This window comes from Streptomyces sp. NPDC047315 (assembly GCF_040643215.1).
Classification (GTDB): domain Bacteria; phylum Actinomycetota; class Actinomycetes; order Streptomycetales; family Streptomycetaceae; genus Streptomyces.
Window position 1 is genome coordinate 74,116 of record NZ_JBEYTZ010000037.1, and the last position, 14,187, is coordinate 88,302.

The following is a 14,187-nucleotide window of genomic DNA, read 5'->3' on the forward strand; positions in this document are numbered from 1 at the left end:
CGAACGCCGCCGGCCCGACGACCGACACGAAGCCGACGACCCAGCTGAAGCCGACGAACGAGACGAAGGAGCAGGCACACCATGAAGAGCTACATCGTGGGCGTCGGCATGACGCCGTTCGAGAAGCCCGAAACCCGGGACTGGCAGTACTGGGACATGGCGCGCGAGGCCGGCACCCAGGCACTCGTCGACGCCGGGGTGACGTACGCCGACGTGGAGCAAGTGCCCGTCGGCTACTGCTTCCAGCCCTCCACGGCCGGCCAGCGCGCCGCCTACTCGCTGGGCCTCACCGGTGTCCCCGTCTACAACGTCAACAACAACTGCGCCACCGGCGCCACCGCGCTGATGATGGCGCGGCAGTTCGTCGAGGGCGGTCTCAGCGACTGCGTGCTCGCCCTCGGCTTCGAGAAGATGCGCAAGGGCCCGCTGGGCGCCGGCAGCAGCGGCGCGGGCGCCGCCGAGGACTTCGCGACCTCGCCCGTCGCCCGCCACTACGGCGTCATGGCCGCCCGGCACGGCTTCGAGAAGTCCCCGCCGACCGCCCAGATCTTCGGCAACGCGGCCCGGGAGCACATGGACCGGTACGGCACGACGCCGACACAGCTCGCGGCCGTCGCCGCCAAGAACCACCGCCACTCGGCCCACAACCCGCGGGCGCAGTTCCAGGACGTGTACACGGTCGAGGAGATCCTCACCACGCGGACCGTCCACCGTCCGCTGACCAAGCTCCAGTGCTCGCCGACCTCGGACGGCGCTGCGGCGGCCGTCGTCGTGTCCGAGCGGTTCGTGGCACGGCACGGGCTGAAGGGCCGGGCCGTGGAGATCGCCGCCCAGACGATGGCGACGGACACCGAAGAGACCTTCGCCTCCGGGTCGTGCATCGACGTCGTCGGCGCGCCCGTCTCCCGCGCCGCGGCCCGCGGGGCGTACGAACGGTCCGGCCTCGGCATCGAGGACGTCGACGTGATCGAGCTGCACGACTGCTTCTCCGTCAACGAACTGCTGACGTACGAGGCGCTGGGCATGTGCGCGGCCGGCGAGTCGGGGAAGCTGGTCGAGGACGGCGCCACCACCTACGGCGGACGCTGGGTGGTCAACCCGTCGGGCGGTCTGATCTCCAAGGGCCACCCGCTGGGCGCGACCGGGCTCGCCCAGGCCGCGGAACTGGTGTGGCAGCTCCGCGGGGAGGCGGCGGAACGCCAGGTGGCGGGCGCCCGCGTCGGGCTCGCACACAACATCGGGCTGGGCGGGGCCGCGGTCGTCACCCTGCTGCGCGCGCCGTAGCCCGCCGGAGACGGGGGCGACGGCCCGCCTGCTGCTCGTGCCGTAGCGCGCACCGCCGTGGCGGCGGCGGACCGCGCTGCCCCGTACGTCGATATCCGGATGTACGGGCCCGATGGCGGCTGCGACCATGACGGACATGGTCCAGCAGCCCGTGAAAGCCCCCGCCGACGGTCCGTCCGACCCCGTCATATCCACCGGCTCCGCGCCGCCAGGACGCACCTGGCTGGTGCTGTTCGCCGCGTGCGCGGGGCAGTTCCTCGTCGTCCTCGACGTCTCTGTGGTGAACGTGGCCCTGCCGTCGCTGCGTTCGGACCTCGGCCTGTCCCCGGCCGGCCTGCAGTGGGTGCTCAACACGTACTCCATCGCCTTCGCCGGCTTCATGCTGCTCGGCGGGCGGGCCGCGGACCTCTTCGGCCGCAAGCGGACCTTCCTCGCCGGGCTGGGGCTCTTCACGGTCATGTCGCTCGCCGGCGGCCTGGCGCAGGAGGGCTGGCAACTGCTGGCGGCGCGCGCGGGGCAGGGGCTCGGCGCCGCCGTGCTCGCTCCGGCCACGCTGACCATCGTCACCTCCGCCGTGCCGCCCGGGCCGGCGCGCACCCGGGCGATCGGCACCTGGGCCGCGGTGGGCGGCGCCGGCGGCGCCGCCGGTGGACTGGTCGGCGGGATCCTCACCGATCTGCTGTCGTGGCGCTGGGTGCTGCTGATCAACGTCCCCGTCGGCGTGCTCGTGCTGCTGGGGGCGGCGATCTGGCTCACCGAGAGCCGCGGGGGCGAGGGGCGCCGGCTCGACCTGCCCGGCGCGGTGCTGGTCACCGTCGGGCTCGCGGCCGTCGCGTACGGCATCGTCGAGACCGAGGAAGCCGGCTGGGCCGCGCCGTCGACCTTGCTGCCGCTGCTCGGCGGGCTGGCGCTGCTCGGGCTGTTCGTCGTGGTGGAGGCGCGCTCCGCGGCCCCGCTGATGCCGCTGCAGCTCTTTCGCACCCGGGCCGTCTCCGCGGCCAACGTCACGATGCTGGTCACTGGTTCGGCCTCCTTCTCAAGCTGGTTCTTCATGACGGTGTACGTCCAGAACGTCCTGGGCTACGAGCCGATGGAGGCGGGTCTCGCGCTGATCCCCAGCTCCGTCGCGGTCGTCCTCGGCTCCAAGGTGGCGCCACCCCTGATGGCGCGGGCGGGCGCGCTGACGGTCGCCGTCGTCGGCGCCCTGATGGCGGCCACCGGCTTCGGCTGGCAGTCGATGATGACGGCGGACGGGAGCTATCTCACCGACGTGCTCGGCCCGGGCATCGTGATGATGACGGGGATCGGCCTGGTCGCGACCCCGCTCTCCATCCTCGCCACCTCCGGCGCCAACCCCTCGGACGCGGGCCTGGTCTCCGGCCTCATCAACACCTCCCGCACCATGGGCGGTGCGCTCGGCCTCGCCGTCCTGGCGACGGTGGCGGCGGCGAGGACCGCGGGCGGCACCTCCCCGGAGGAACTGACGGCCGGCTACGCGCTGGCCTTCCGGGTGGGCGCGGGGGTGCTGCTGGTCGGTGCGGTCCTGATGCTGCTGTGGCTGCCGCGCCGCACCACCGCGACCAACGCCGGCGGCTCGTCAGGTGTGTAGGGCCGCGAGGAGCATCGGCAACGAGCGGCGGAACTCCCGGGACCAGTAGGGCGGGTCGTGCGTGCCGGAGTGGAAGTGGGTCGCCACCCGGGCGCCGGCCGCCCGTAGGCGCGGGGCCAGGATCTCGTTCTCCGCCCGCATGACGGCCTCGGTGGGGGAGAGCACATCGGCGGGGAAGGGGTCCTCGGGATCCTCCAGGCCCGGTATGTGCTCGTCGGGCAGGCTGTCCGGGGGATCGAGCGGGCCGAGTCGACCGTCACCGCAGGACAGGTGGACCGGGACGCCGGCCAGCCGACGGGTCAGATACGCGGGGTCGTGCGCCTCCCAGATGTGGCGCTGCCGCTCGGGATGGCCCCACAGGGCGAGCCAGTCCAGGCCCAGGTACTGCATCGCGGCCCGCACCGCGTGCGGATGTCGGTGCGGATGGACGTAGCCGCTGTAGCTCGCCGCGGCCCGGAACAGGCCGCGGTTTCGGGCGGTGTAGGAGAGGGCGCCGAAGCCTCCCTGCGACTGTCCGGCGACCGCCCGGCGCGGCCCCGCGCCGTAGTGCTTCTCCACCAGGGGCAGCACCTCCGTGAGGTGGAAGCTCTCGACCGCCGGGGGCCCGCCGGCGCCGTGCTGCCACCAGTCCGTGTAGAAGCCGAACAACGGCATCTCCGGCATCACCACGAGCACGTGCCGCAGCCCCGGCAGGCGCTCGATGCCGTAGTCCTCCGTCCAGGGCAGGTGGTCGCCGTCCCCGCCCGGCAGCAAGTACAGCGTTGGCCAGCGGTGGGCGGGGCGGCGTGCGTGCCACCCCTGGGGGGTGAGCAGCCGGACCTTCGCCGGCCGGCCGAGAGCGGTCGAGGACACCGTCAGATCGACGATCCGACGGCCGGTGTGCTCCTCGCGCAGCACCTCAGCCCGGGGCGCACCGGGCGCCGCGTGCGCGGCTCCGCCGGTGGCGGCGGTCAGGGCGAGGGCGCCCGTCAGCAGAAGGACGCGGCGGGGCGGGCCGGCGGGTGGGACGGGAAGCATACGGGCACCTCATCTCGACAACTCGCATCGTGTCGCAGGAAACAGCCTTCCCATCGAGTGTCACCGCCGCCTCCGGGCCCCCGCAATCGATCACATCCCCGGCTCACCCCTGAGACGCCCCCTAGGGCATCGCCGCGAAGTCCCGCCTGCCGCATCCGGGGCCGGCGCGGTGGCGCCGCGGGAAGCGTGCGGCGCTGGCGTCTGCGGCCTGGTGGTGGGCTGTTCGCGCAGTTCCTCGCGCCCCTAGAAACTTCCACCCCCAGCCCGCAGACAAATGACGGGGGCAGCGAAACAGGGGCGCGGGGAACTGCGCGAACAAGTCCCACCGGCCAGTGGAGACCAACGCTCCCGCAGGGAGACGGCGGCTACGTCCAGAGGCACAGAGGAGCGCGGCTGACGAGTCGTCAAGTATCGTGACTGACGAGGCGTCAGAAGTCTTCCCAAGTGGTGTGGGCTGCGTTATACATACCCCAGCCGCCCCTAGAACGCGTTCTAAAACGGCCGCGGGGTCGGCCCCCAGCGACCTCGGTGCGGCCGACGGTGCGGACGGTCGCGCCGAGGTCTTCCAGCCCGGGCCAGCCCGGGCCAGCAGCCCGTACCACCAGCGCGGACAACCAGGGACAGCAAGGGAGCAGCAGCCTCATGCCCATCGATCCCGCCAGGGCCGTCGCCGCCGGACCCCGGAGCGTCGACATCAGTTGGGACCACAAGGACGTCCAGCTCTACCACCTCGGAATCGGCGCCGGCACTCCCGCCACCGACCCCGACGAACTGCGCTACACCCTCGAATCCCGACTCCACGTCCTGCCCAGCTTCGCCACCGTCGCCGGCGCCGGCAAGGGCATCGCGGGCGGACTCGCCGGCCCCGGACTCGACATCGACCTCACGTCGGTCCTCCACGGCGGCCAGACGGTCCGCGTCCACCGCCCCCTACCGCCCGTCGGCACCGCCACCTCGACCACGAGGGTCGCCGCCGTGTACGACAAGGGCAAAGCGGCCGTTCTCGTCCTGCGCACCGAAGCCGTCGACACCGACGGTCCGCTGTGGACGAACGAGTCCCAGATCTTCGTCCGCGGCGAAGGCGGCTTCGGCGGCGAGCGCGGGCCGTCCAACCGCGCCGAACCGCCCGCCCGCGACCCGGACAAGACCGTCGACCAGCACGTACGTGAGGACCAGGCGCTGCTCTACCGGCTCTCCGGCGACCTCAACCCGCTGCACGCCGACCCCCAGTTCGCCGCGCGCGCCGGCTTCGACCGGCCCATCCTGCACGGCCTGTGCTCGTACGGAATGACCCTCAAAGCGGTCGTCGACACCCTCCTCGGCGGCGACGTCGCGCGCGTCCGCTCGTACGCCACCCGCTTCGCCGGCGTCGTGTTCCCCGGCGAGACGCTGCGCATCCGCATGTGGTCCGCCGGGAGCGGCGGCCGGGTGCAGGTCGCGGTCACCGCCGTCGAGCGGGACGGCGCCCCCGTCCTCGCGGACACCGTCGTCGAACACTCCTGACCCGTCCGCACCCCCTTCACGCACCACCCCTGCGAGAGGAGCCGCACCGTGCGCGCAGCCGTACTGCACGAGACCGGGCAGGAAAAGCTCGAAGTCCTCGACGACGTGGAAGCCGTGGGCTTCGGCCCCGGAAAGGTCAGGGTCCGTGTCAGGGCCACCGGCCTGTGCCACTCCGACCTCTCGGCGATGAGCGGCGTCCTGCCGCAGCCCGCGCCGTTCATCCCCGGCCACGAAGGCGCGGGCGACGTCCTCGACGTCGGCGAAGGCGTCACCCACGTCACGCCGGGCGACCGGGTGCTGATCTGTTGGATGCCGCCCTGCGGAACGTGCCCCTCCTGCAAGCGCGGACAGCCCCACCTCTGCCTCGTCGCCCTCATGAACGCCGGCACGCCCAACTTCAAGCGCCCGAACGGCGACCTCTTCGGCTTCTCGGGCACCGGCACCTTCGCCGAGGAGGTCGTCCTGGACGCCGGCTGCGCCGTGCCGATCCCCGACGACGTGCCGTACGACATCGCCGCACTCATCGGCTGCGGCGTCACCACCGGACTCGGCGCGGCGATCAACACCGCCGACGTGCGGGCCGGGGCGTCCGTCGCCGTCATCGGCTGCGGCGGCGTCGGGATCTCGGCGATCCAGGGCGCACGGCTCAAGGGTGCGGCCCAGATCGTCGCCGTCGACCCCGTCGCCGCCCGCCGCGAGGGCGCGCTGCGGTTCGGCGCCACCGAAGCCGTGACCCCCGAGGAACTGGGCGACGCCAAACAGCGCATCACCGGCGGCGAGGGCTTCGACTACGTCTTCGAGGTCGTCGGGAAGTCCGCCACCGCGCGCACGGCGTACGAGACCACCCGGCGCGGCGGCACGCTCTGCGTCGTCGGCGCCGGCGCGATGGACGACTTCCTCCAACTGAACATGTTCGAGCTGTTCTTCGACGAGAAGCGGATCCTGCCCTCCATGTACGGCGGCGGGGACGTCCTGGCCTCGTACGAACGGGCCATCGCGCTCTGGCGCGCCGGCCGCATCGACCTGGCCGCGATGATCACGCACCGGGTCCCGCTGGCGGAGATCAACGACGCCCTGGAGCAGATGCGGACCGGAGTGGCGCTGCGCACCTGCATCGAGATCGCCTGACCCCGGGCGCCGGTTCGTGGAAACGCGTCAGGACGTGCCCGGAAGCCAGGCAGCCGGGTCGCCGGGCAGCCGGGTAGCCGGAACGAGCGAGAGGAAGCAGACCTGATGTCCCTGCCACTGGACGGACTGTCCGCGATCGTCACCGGCGCGGGCCGCGGCCTCGGGCGCGCCGAAGCACTCGAACTGGCCCGCCTCGGCGCCTGCGTCGTCGTCAACGACTACGGACAGCCCGGCCGGGACGGTTCGGGCGGGGCGTCGGCCACCCCGGCCGAGGAGGTAGCCGAAGAGATCCGGGCGGCCGGCGGCTCGGCCGTCGCCCACCACGGCGACGTCGCCGACTTCGCCGCCGCCCGCGACCTGGTCGCGCTCGCCGTCGCCACGTACGGAAAGCTCGACGTCCTCGTCAACAACGCCGGCATCCTGCGCGACCGGATGGTCTTCTCGATGGCCGAGGACGAGTGGGACGCGGTGATCCACGTCCATCTCAAAGGGCACTTCAACACCACCCGTTTCGCTGCGGCGCATTGGCGCGAGCGGTCCAAGGCGACGGGCGGGCCGGTCCACGGCCGGATCGTGAACACCTCGTCGGAGGCGTTCCTCGCCGGCTCGGCCGGCCAACCGAACTACGCCGCGGCCAAGGGCGGCATCGTGGGCCTGACCACGTCCACGGCGAGTGCGCTCGCCCGGTACGGCGTCACCGCCAACGCGATCTGCCCGCGAGCCCGCACCCGGATGACCGAGGACGTCTTCGCCGGCTTCCAGGAGCCGGCGGCCGGCGCGCTCGACCCGCTGTCGCCCGAGCACGTGGCACCGCTGGTCGGCTATCTGGCCGCGCCCGCCGCCGCGGGCGTCAACGGTCAACTGTTCGTCGTCCACGGCGGCATGGTCGCCGTCGTGGCGCGCCCGGCGGTGGTCGCGCAGTTCGACACGGAGAAGGAGTGCTTCAGCCACGACGAACTCGACGCGCTGCTGACGCCGTACTACGCGGGGCGCCCGGCCGGCGAGTCCTTCGCGGCGACGGAGGTGCTGGGCCTGAAGAAGCGGTGAGTCGCCCAGGGGCGGCGGCCGGTGTCACAGCTCCTTGCAGAGCTCGCGCGCCTTCGCCAGGTCCTTCTTTGTCTCGTCGTCGAACTCGAAGACCTGCATGTGGCGCTGTTGCGCACGGCGCAGGGCCTCGGCGAGCGCGTCGTACGACGGATCGACGGCAGCTGCCGACGCCGTGAGCGCACCGGCCGCGGCGAAGCGGTTGCGGTGGACGTCACCCGTGCGCCCCTGGTCCAGCCAGAGGGATTCTTTGAAACCGGCGAGGGCCTGGCAGCCGGCGCGGGCGTCGTCCGCACCGCTCGGCTCGCCCGACGAGCCGCCGTCGTCCCCGCTCAGGGCCCACGCGGTGCCGACGCCCGCGCCACCCAGGAAGAGGCCGACCAACAGGGCTCCGACCAGGGCACCGGTGCGGCGGCCCGGCGGCGGCGAGTTCGGAGCCGGCGGAGGGGTCGGGGCGGCGGCCGGAGGGTCGGGCTGCGGGGCAGGGGGATCGGCGGGCGGCTGGGAGTGCATTGGGCCCACCATACGGCGCGGCACCGCCCGTACGCCGTCCGGAACGTGTCCGGTGCGTACGGGCGGCGCCGCACTGGTCGTTCACGACCGCTGCTGGACGTACGTCCTGACGTAGGTCTCGCCGTACGTCCTGCTGCACGTCTCGCCTTACGGTCGTCAGCCGGCCCTTGGCGGCGGTGCGACCGTCAGGACGCTTGCGTCACTCCGCCCCGGGCCGACGGTGCTTGCCGTGCGGCTCACCAGCCGCGTCTTCGGCCGCCGCCCGGCCGCGGTGCTTGCCGGCGCCGTCGCCAGCCGGCGCCCCGGACGCGGCGACACCGTCCTCCTGAAGGGTTTGGGGTGTGTCGGTTCGGGTTTCAGACATGGTGGTAACTTCCCCGTCGTTTCGGCTGGCTGTGGTCTCGCGACCCATCGCCGAACACCGGCGATCACGTGGGTCACGCGCAGGTCGGAGAGTTTAGCCAGCCAACTTGCGGCCCCCGAGGGGCGCCTGCTGCAAAGGGACGGGGCGGTACGCCGCGGGCCGGTCCGGCGCAGGCCCCGCGGGGCCGCCGGACACCCCCGGGAGCGGGGACGAAGGGCCGCCGACAGCAAGGCCGGCTGACGGGTCGATGGTCGGTTCGATGGCCGGGCCGGCTGGAGGGGCGGCGGGTGGGTCGGCGGGTGCCTCCGCGGGTGCGTCGAACACCGCGACACCGCAGGGTACGGCGCCGTTCGTGTACGGCACGTGCAGCGCGCCCGCGTCGCTCCAGCGGCCCGCGCCCGCGAACCAGCCCTCGGGCGCGGCCCTTTGGTGCAGCCGCCGCCCGGACGGCCGCCACACGCCCAGCCAACTGCCCTCGTCCCCGTCGACGCGGAACGCCACCGCACAGCTCTCCGGCAGCAGGACCTGCCCCGGTTGGACGGCGAAGGGCGTGACCGTGCGGCCGGGCAGCCGCAGGCAGTCGGGGAAGCGGACGGGCCGCGACCCGCCGAGTACGCCCCAGCCGATGCGGTCCTCGCCCGGTGCGTTGGACCGGACGACGAGGAGTCCGCTGTCGGGCGCGGCCAACAACAGCCGGTCGTCGCTGTCGTCGGCGATCTGGAGCAGCGGCGAGACCTCGCCCGCGCGCGCGAGGTCCACCGCGACCGCCTTGGCGGGGCCGCCGTCCGACTGTCGGTCGAGTCCGAGCAGTTGCCCCGTACGGTCCAGCCAGACGCCGCCCGAGCAGCGCCCCGGCACTTCGGCGACGCGCTCGGGCCCCGCGGCGCCGCCGGCCACGAGCCAGATCGCGGTCGAGGACTCGCCGGGGGCGAGGGCGTAGGCTCGGCGGCCGTCCGGCGCCGGCGGCAGCAGCCGTACGGGCCCGGCCGTGGTCGACTCGATGCCGCCGAGGGGGAGTTCGCCCGTGCCGGGACCGGTCGGATACAGCAGCGAGAAGAGCTGCCGCCAGCCTGCCCGCCGGTGCACCAGCACCCGACCGTCGGCCAGCGGGAGCAGCTCCGTGTCGGGCTCCTCGGGCTGGTGCAGCGGTAGGGGCACGGCGTACGGCTCGGGGCCGTCGAGCGTCCAGCGCTCGGGGAACAGGGCCTCGCCCGCGCCCGCGAGCCTGGCCGCGTACGCACCGTCCGCGGAGATCGAGATCCCCGTCGCCGCCCTCTCGATGGTACGGACTGTCATCACGACGTCACCTCCGGTCACGACGCTAGGTTTCGCACTTCCTGCCGAACAACACGGGACACCCCACTTCACACATATGGGTGGCTGGTGGGGGATTTCCCCGAGGAGGCAGGGTCGCTGTGCTGGGAGGGGGGTGGTGGTGTGGATGTGGTGTGTGGTGCTTAAGGTGCTGAGGTAAGGCATTCCTAACTTCGCTACTTCGTCACGTCACCTCCTGGATCTGGAGTCCGTCATGTCCCTTCGTCGTCGCGGCACCGCCGTCGCCGCACTCCTCGCCGCCGCGCTCACCCTCACCGCTTGCGGCAGCGGTGACGACGGCGACAAGGGCTCGTCCGGCGCGGCCGACTCCGCCAAGGCCGGCGGGGACGGCAAGAAGTCCGTGGCGCAGGGCGGCAAGGACTTCGGGGACGCTTCGGCGAAGACCGCGGCGATGGGCACGGACGCGGCGGCCGGCCAGTTCCCGCGCACCGTCACCCACGCCATGGGCAAGACGAAGCTCGACGCGGCGCCCAAGCGCGTGGTGGTCCTCGACGTCGGCGAGCTGGACAACGTCGCGTCGCTCGGCGTGCAGCCCGTCGGGTACGCCCCCACCGAAGGGGACGAGGGCATCCCCGGCTACCTGAAGGAGGCGGCCGGCAGCCCCAAGAACGTCGGCACGATCAACAACCTCAACCTGGAGGCGATCGCGGCCCTCAAGCCCGATCTGATCCTCGGCAGCCAGCTGCGCGCCGCCGACAAGTACAAGGAGCTGTCCAGCATCGCTCCGACCGTCTTCTCCATCCGGCCCGGCTTCACCTGGAAGGAGAACTACCTCCTCAACGCCGCCGCGCTCGACAAGACGGCGCAGGCGAAGGAGAAGCTGGCCGCGTACGAGGCGAAGGCCAAGCAGCTCGGCACCGACGTCGGCGCCGACAAGCCGACGATCTCCATGGTCCGCTACATGCCCGGCAAGATCCGGCTGTACGCCCAGGCGTCGTTCATCGGCACGATCCTCAAGGACGCCGGGCTGCCCCGCCCCGCCAACCAGCAGGTCAACGACCTCGCCGTGGAGGTCAGCCCGGAGAAGATCGACTCGGCCGACGCCGACTGGATCTTCACCGGCGTGTACGGGGACCCCAAGGCGACCAAGCGCGACACCGCGCTGGGCAACCCGCTGTGGAAGAACCTGAAGGCCGTGAAGGCGGGCCAGGCCAAGGACGTGGCGGACGAGACCTGGTACCTGGGCCTGGGCGTGACCGCGGCCGACGAGGTCCTGGACGACCTGCGCGGCTTCCTGGTCAAGTAACGCGCGGGCTTCCGCGTCGGGCGGCGAAGGCCCTGCTCACGGATTGGTGTGATGATCGGCTCACGCTTGTGGACAGGGCAGGACGGTTGAGCGCGGGGCGCGGGTAACCTGTGTCCCGTGCCCCGCCTATCCGAAGTCATCGCCGCGCTCGACGCCCTCTGGCCCCCCGCCCGGGCCGAGCAGTGGGACGCCGTGGGCACCGTCTGCGGCGACCCCGACGCCGAGGTGCAGCGCGTCCTCTTCGCCGTCGACCCCGTCCAGGAGATCGCCGACGAGGCGATCGCGCTCGGCGCCCAGCTGGTCGTCACCCACCACCCGCTCTATCTGCGGGGCACCACGACGGTCGCCGCCGGCCACTTCAAAGGCCGCGTCGTACACACCCTGATCAAGCACGACATCGCCCTGCACGTCGCGCACACCAACGCCGACAGCGCCGACCCCGGCGTCTCCGACGCGCTCGCGGGCGCGCTCGACCTCAGGGTCGTCGGCCCCCTCGTCCCGGACGCCACGGACCCCGCGGGGCGCCGTGGGCTCGGCCGCATCTGCGAGCTCGACCACCCCGAGACGCTGGCCGCGTTCGCCGAGCGGGCCGCCAAGCGCCTGCCGGCCACGGCCCAGGGCATCCGGCTCGCCGGTGACCCCGAGGCCCCGGTGCGCCGGGTCGCCGTCAGCGGCGGCTCGGGCGACAGCCTCTTCGACGCCGTCCGGGCCGCCGAAGTGGACGCCTTCCTCACCGCCGACCTGCGCCACCACCCCGCGTCCGAAGCCACCCAGCACTCCCCGCTCGGCCTGGTGGACGCCGCGCACTGGGCCACCGAGTGGCCCTGGTGCGAGCAGGCGGCTGCCCAGCTCGACGAGATTTCCGACCGGCACGGCTGGGGCCTGCGCGTCCACGTCTCCGCCACGGTCACCGATCCCTGGTCATCCCATACCTCTTCTCCTGGAGCCCCCAACTGAACGCCGCGCCCGCCGACCAGATCCGACTCCTCGACGTCCAGGCACTTGACGTTCGGCTCTCCCAGCTCGCCCACAAGCGCAAGTCACTGCCCGAGCACGCCGAGATCGACTCGTTGACCAAGGACCTCACCCAGCTGCGCGACCTGCTGGTGGCCGCGCAGACCGAAGAGAGCGACACCGCCCGCGAGCAGACCAAGGCGGAGCAGGACGTCGACCAGGTCCGCCAGCGCGCGGTGCGGGACCAGCAGCGCCTGGACTCCGGCGCGATCACCTCTCCCAAGGACCTGGAGAACCTCCAGCGGGAGATCGTCTCCCTCGCCAAGCGCCAGGGCGACCTGGAGGACGTCGTCCTCGACGTGATGGAGCGCCGGGAGGCCATCCAGGAGCGGGTCGCCGAGCTCACCGACCGCGTCGCCTCCGTGCAGGCGAAGGTCGACGACGCGACCGCCCGCCGGGACGCCGCCACGCAGGAGCTGGACGCCGAGGCCGCGACGGTCACCAAGGAGCGCGCCGCCGTCTCCGCCGCCGTCCCCGCCGACCTCCTGTCCCTCTACGAGAAGCTCCGCGTCCAGCAGGGCGGGGTGGGTGCCGCCCGGCTCTACCAGCGCCGCTGCGAGGGCTGCCGTCTGGAGCTCAACATCACCGAGCTGAACGAGGTGCGCTCCGCCGCCGCCGACAAGGTGCTGCGCTGTGAGAACTGCCGCCGCATCCTGGTCCGCACCGCCGAGTCCGGCCTCTGATGCCCACGTTCGTCGTCGAGGCGGACGGCGGGTCCCGGGGCAATCCGGGACCGGCCGGCTACGGCGCCGCGGTGATCGACGCCGCCACCGGGCAGACCCTGGCGGAGACCGCCGAGTACATCGGCGTCGCGACGAACAACGTCGCCGAGTACAAGGGCCTGATCGCCGGGCTGCGCGCCGCGCACGCGATCGCTCCGGACGCCACGATCCGTGTCCGCATGGACTCCAAACTGGTCGTCGAGCAGATGTCGGGCCGCTGGAAGATCAAGCACCCGGACATGAAGCCGCTGGCCGCCGAGGCCCGGGGCGTCTTCCCGCCGTCCGCCGTGACGTACCAGTGGATCCCCCGCGAGAAGAACAAGCACGCGGACCGGCTCGCCAACGAAGCGATGGACGCCGGGCGCCGGGGCGAGCAGTGGGAGCCGTCGACTTCAGCGGCCGGCGGCTCCGGCCGGCCGGCGCAGGACGACGAGGCCCGAGTCGTCGGTGACGCGGCTGCGGGTGCGGCCAAGGCCCGGGCGGCGCTCGTCGGCGGCAGGACCGCGCCGGCGCCGGCCGCCGCCGCGGACGCCGGCACCGCAGCCGGAACCGCGGCGCCGCCCGTCGGCTGGGGCGCCTCCGCCGACCTCGGTGCGCCCACCACCTTCGTCCTGCTGCGGCACGGCGAGACCGCACTCACCCCCGAGAAGCGCTTCTCCGGCAGCGGCGGGAGCGACCCGGAACTCTCCCCGGCCGGGCTCCGCCAGGCCGAAGCGGTCGCCGCGGCGCTGGCCGCGCGCGGCACGATCCAAGAGGTCGTCACCTCCCCGCTGCGGCGCTGCCGTCAGACGGCCGGCGCCGTGGCCGACCGGCTCGGTCTCGACGTCCGGGTCGAAGAGGACCTCCGGGAAACGGACTTCGGCGCCTGGGAGGGCCTGACCTTCGCGGAGGTCCAGGAGCGCTACCCGGACGACCTCACGTCCTGGCTGTCGTCGACGAAGACGGCGCCGACGGGCGGCGGGGAGAGCTTCGCGACGGTCGCCCGCCGGGTGACCGCGGCGCGGGACCGGCTCCTCGCCGGCTCCTCGGGCCGCACGGTGCTGGTCGTCTCCCACGTGACCCCGATCAAGACCCTGGTGAGGCTGGCACTCGGCGCCCCTCCTGAGTCGCTGTTCCGGATGGAACTCTCCGCGGCGTCCCTGTCGGCGATGGCGTACTACGCCGACGGAAAGTCATCGGTGCGCCTGCTGAACGACACGGCGCACCTGCGGCCCTAGGCCGTGTCTGACAAATCCCGTCCGGACCACGGCACCCGGCACGCACACTCGCTGCGTTGTCGGGATCTTCCTCGTACGTCCAGTACGAGGCGGCCCGATGGTGGGCTGTTCGCGCAGTTCCGCCCCCCATGCCCTGCGGGCATGGGGGGCGGAACTGCGCGAACAGTCACAGAGCACCCGCAAACGAACAA

At 72.8% G+C, this 14,187-nt stretch carries 13 protein-coding genes; 9 read left to right on the forward strand and 4 right to left on the reverse strand.

Going from position 1 to position 14,187, the window contains the following annotated elements; genetic code table 11:
* The first annotated feature begins 81 nt into the window (after positions 1-81).
* A complete protein-coding gene (locus ABZ842_RS32560; protein WP_361545067.1) occupies positions 82-1,284 on the forward strand; it encodes a lipid-transfer protein in 1,203 nt (400 codons plus the stop codon).
* 127 nt (positions 1,285-1,411) lie between these two features.
* Positions 1,412-2,893 carry an MFS transporter gene (locus ABZ842_RS32565; protein WP_361545106.1) on the forward strand — a complete coding sequence of 494 codons (1,482 nt, stop codon included), beginning with the start codon at positions 1,412-1,414 and terminating at the stop codon, positions 2,891-2,893.
* Here ABZ842_RS32565 and ABZ842_RS32570 read toward each other — a convergent pair.
* The gene (locus ABZ842_RS32570) at positions 2,882-3,910 is read right to left on the reverse strand and encodes an alpha/beta hydrolase-fold protein (protein ID WP_361545070.1); all 1,029 of its coding nucleotides are present in this window, start codon (positions 3,908-3,910) and stop codon (positions 2,882-2,884) included. The genes ABZ842_RS32565 and ABZ842_RS32570 overlap by 12 nt on opposite strands.
* Before the next feature lie 642 nt (positions 3,911-4,552).
* Between ABZ842_RS32570 and ABZ842_RS32575 the strand changes: the two genes are divergently transcribed.
* The 3 genes from ABZ842_RS32575 to ABZ842_RS32585 all read left to right on the forward strand — a co-directional run bounded on the left by ABZ842_RS32575 (position 4,553) and on the right by ABZ842_RS32585 (position 7,588).
* Positions 4,553-5,413, forward strand: a complete 861-nt coding sequence (locus tag ABZ842_RS32575; RefSeq protein WP_361545073.1) for a MaoC/PaaZ C-terminal domain-containing protein — start codon at positions 4,553-4,555, stop codon at positions 5,411-5,413.
* A gap of 48 nt (positions 5,414-5,461) precedes the next feature.
* Positions 5,462-6,541 carry a Zn-dependent alcohol dehydrogenase gene (locus ABZ842_RS32580; RefSeq protein ID WP_361545076.1) on the forward strand — a complete coding sequence of 360 codons (1,080 nt, stop codon included), beginning with the start codon at positions 5,462-5,464 and terminating at the stop codon, positions 6,539-6,541.
* A 105-nt stretch (positions 6,542-6,646) separates the two neighbouring features.
* Positions 6,647-7,588, forward strand: a complete 942-nt coding sequence (locus tag ABZ842_RS32585) for a 3-oxoacyl-ACP reductase (RefSeq protein ID WP_361545079.1) — start codon at positions 6,647-6,649, stop codon at positions 7,586-7,588.
* 24 nt (positions 7,589-7,612) lie between these two features.
* Here ABZ842_RS32585 and ABZ842_RS32590 read toward each other — a convergent pair whose 3' ends face one another.
* The 3 genes from ABZ842_RS32590 to ABZ842_RS32600 all read right to left on the reverse strand — a co-directional run bounded on the left by ABZ842_RS32590 (position 7,613) and on the right by ABZ842_RS32600 (position 9,758).
* On the reverse strand, positions 7,613-8,098 hold the full coding sequence (locus ABZ842_RS32590) for a hypothetical protein (protein ID WP_361545082.1): 486 nt from the start codon (positions 8,096-8,098) through the stop codon (positions 7,613-7,615).
* 199 nt (positions 8,099-8,297) lie between these two features.
* A complete protein-coding gene (locus ABZ842_RS32595) occupies positions 8,298-8,462 on the reverse strand; it encodes a hypothetical protein (protein WP_361545085.1) in 165 nt (54 codons plus the stop codon).
* 93 nt (positions 8,463-8,555) lie between these two features.
* Positions 8,556-9,758, reverse strand: a complete 1,203-nt coding sequence (locus tag ABZ842_RS32600; RefSeq protein ID WP_361545088.1) for a hypothetical protein — start codon at positions 9,756-9,758, stop codon at positions 8,556-8,558.
* Positions 9,759-9,990: 232 nt separating this feature from the next.
* Between ABZ842_RS32600 and ABZ842_RS32605 the strand changes: the two genes are divergently transcribed.
* The 4 genes from ABZ842_RS32605 to ABZ842_RS32620 all read left to right on the forward strand — a co-directional run bounded on the left by ABZ842_RS32605 (position 9,991) and on the right by ABZ842_RS32620 (position 13,996).
* Positions 9,991-11,043 (forward strand): iron-siderophore ABC transporter substrate-binding protein, encoded by a 1,053-nt coding sequence (locus tag ABZ842_RS32605; protein ID WP_361545091.1) that lies wholly within the window; start codon positions 9,991-9,993, stop codon positions 11,041-11,043.
* Between the two features lie 117 nt (positions 11,044-11,160).
* Positions 11,161-12,000 carry a Nif3-like dinuclear metal center hexameric protein gene (locus ABZ842_RS32610; protein WP_361545094.1) on the forward strand — a complete coding sequence of 280 codons (840 nt, stop codon included), beginning with the start codon at positions 11,161-11,163 and terminating at the stop codon, positions 11,998-12,000.
* Positions 11,997-12,740, forward strand: a complete 744-nt coding sequence (locus ABZ842_RS32615) for a C4-type zinc ribbon domain-containing protein (RefSeq protein WP_361545109.1) — start codon at positions 11,997-11,999, stop codon at positions 12,738-12,740. The genes ABZ842_RS32610 and ABZ842_RS32615 overlap by 4 nt, the downstream gene beginning before the upstream one ends.
* On the forward strand, positions 12,737-13,996 hold the full coding sequence (locus ABZ842_RS32620) for a bifunctional RNase H/acid phosphatase (protein WP_361545112.1): 1,260 nt from the start codon (positions 12,737-12,739) through the stop codon (positions 13,994-13,996). The genes ABZ842_RS32615 and ABZ842_RS32620 overlap by 4 nt, the downstream gene beginning before the upstream one ends.
* The last annotated feature ends 191 nt before the right edge of the window (positions 13,997-14,187 follow it).

Excerpts from the sequence above, each read along its gene's own strand:
- ABZ842_RS32560 (WP_361545067.1), top strand. The coding sequence starts at position 82 with ATGAAGAGCTACATCGTGGGCGTCGGCATGACGCCGTTCGAGAAGCCC.
- ABZ842_RS32565 (WP_361545106.1), top strand. The coding sequence starts at position 1,412 with ATGACGGACATGGTCCAGCAGCCCGTGAAAGCCCCCGCCGACGGTCCG.
- ABZ842_RS32570 (WP_361545070.1), bottom strand. The coding sequence starts at position 3,910 with ATGCTTCCCGTCCCACCCGCCGGCCCGCCCCGCCGCGTCCTTCTGCTG.
- ABZ842_RS32575 (WP_361545073.1), top strand. The coding sequence starts at position 4,553 with ATGCCCATCGATCCCGCCAGGGCCGTCGCCGCCGGACCCCGGAGCGTC.
- ABZ842_RS32585 (WP_361545079.1), top strand. The coding sequence starts at position 6,647 with ATGTCCCTGCCACTGGACGGACTGTCCGCGATCGTCACCGGCGCGGGC.
- ABZ842_RS32590 (WP_361545082.1), bottom strand. The coding sequence starts at position 8,098 with ATGCACTCCCAGCCGCCCGCCGATCCCCCTGCCCCGCAGCCCGACCCT.
- ABZ842_RS32595 (WP_361545085.1), bottom strand. The coding sequence starts at position 8,462 with ATGTCTGAAACCCGAACCGACACACCCCAAACCCTTCAGGAGGACGGT.
- ABZ842_RS32600 (WP_361545088.1), bottom strand. The coding sequence starts at position 9,758 with ATGACAGTCCGTACCATCGAGAGGGCGGCGACGGGGATCTCGATCTCC.
- ABZ842_RS32605 (WP_361545091.1), top strand. The coding sequence starts at position 9,991 with ATGTCCCTTCGTCGTCGCGGCACCGCCGTCGCCGCACTCCTCGCCGCC.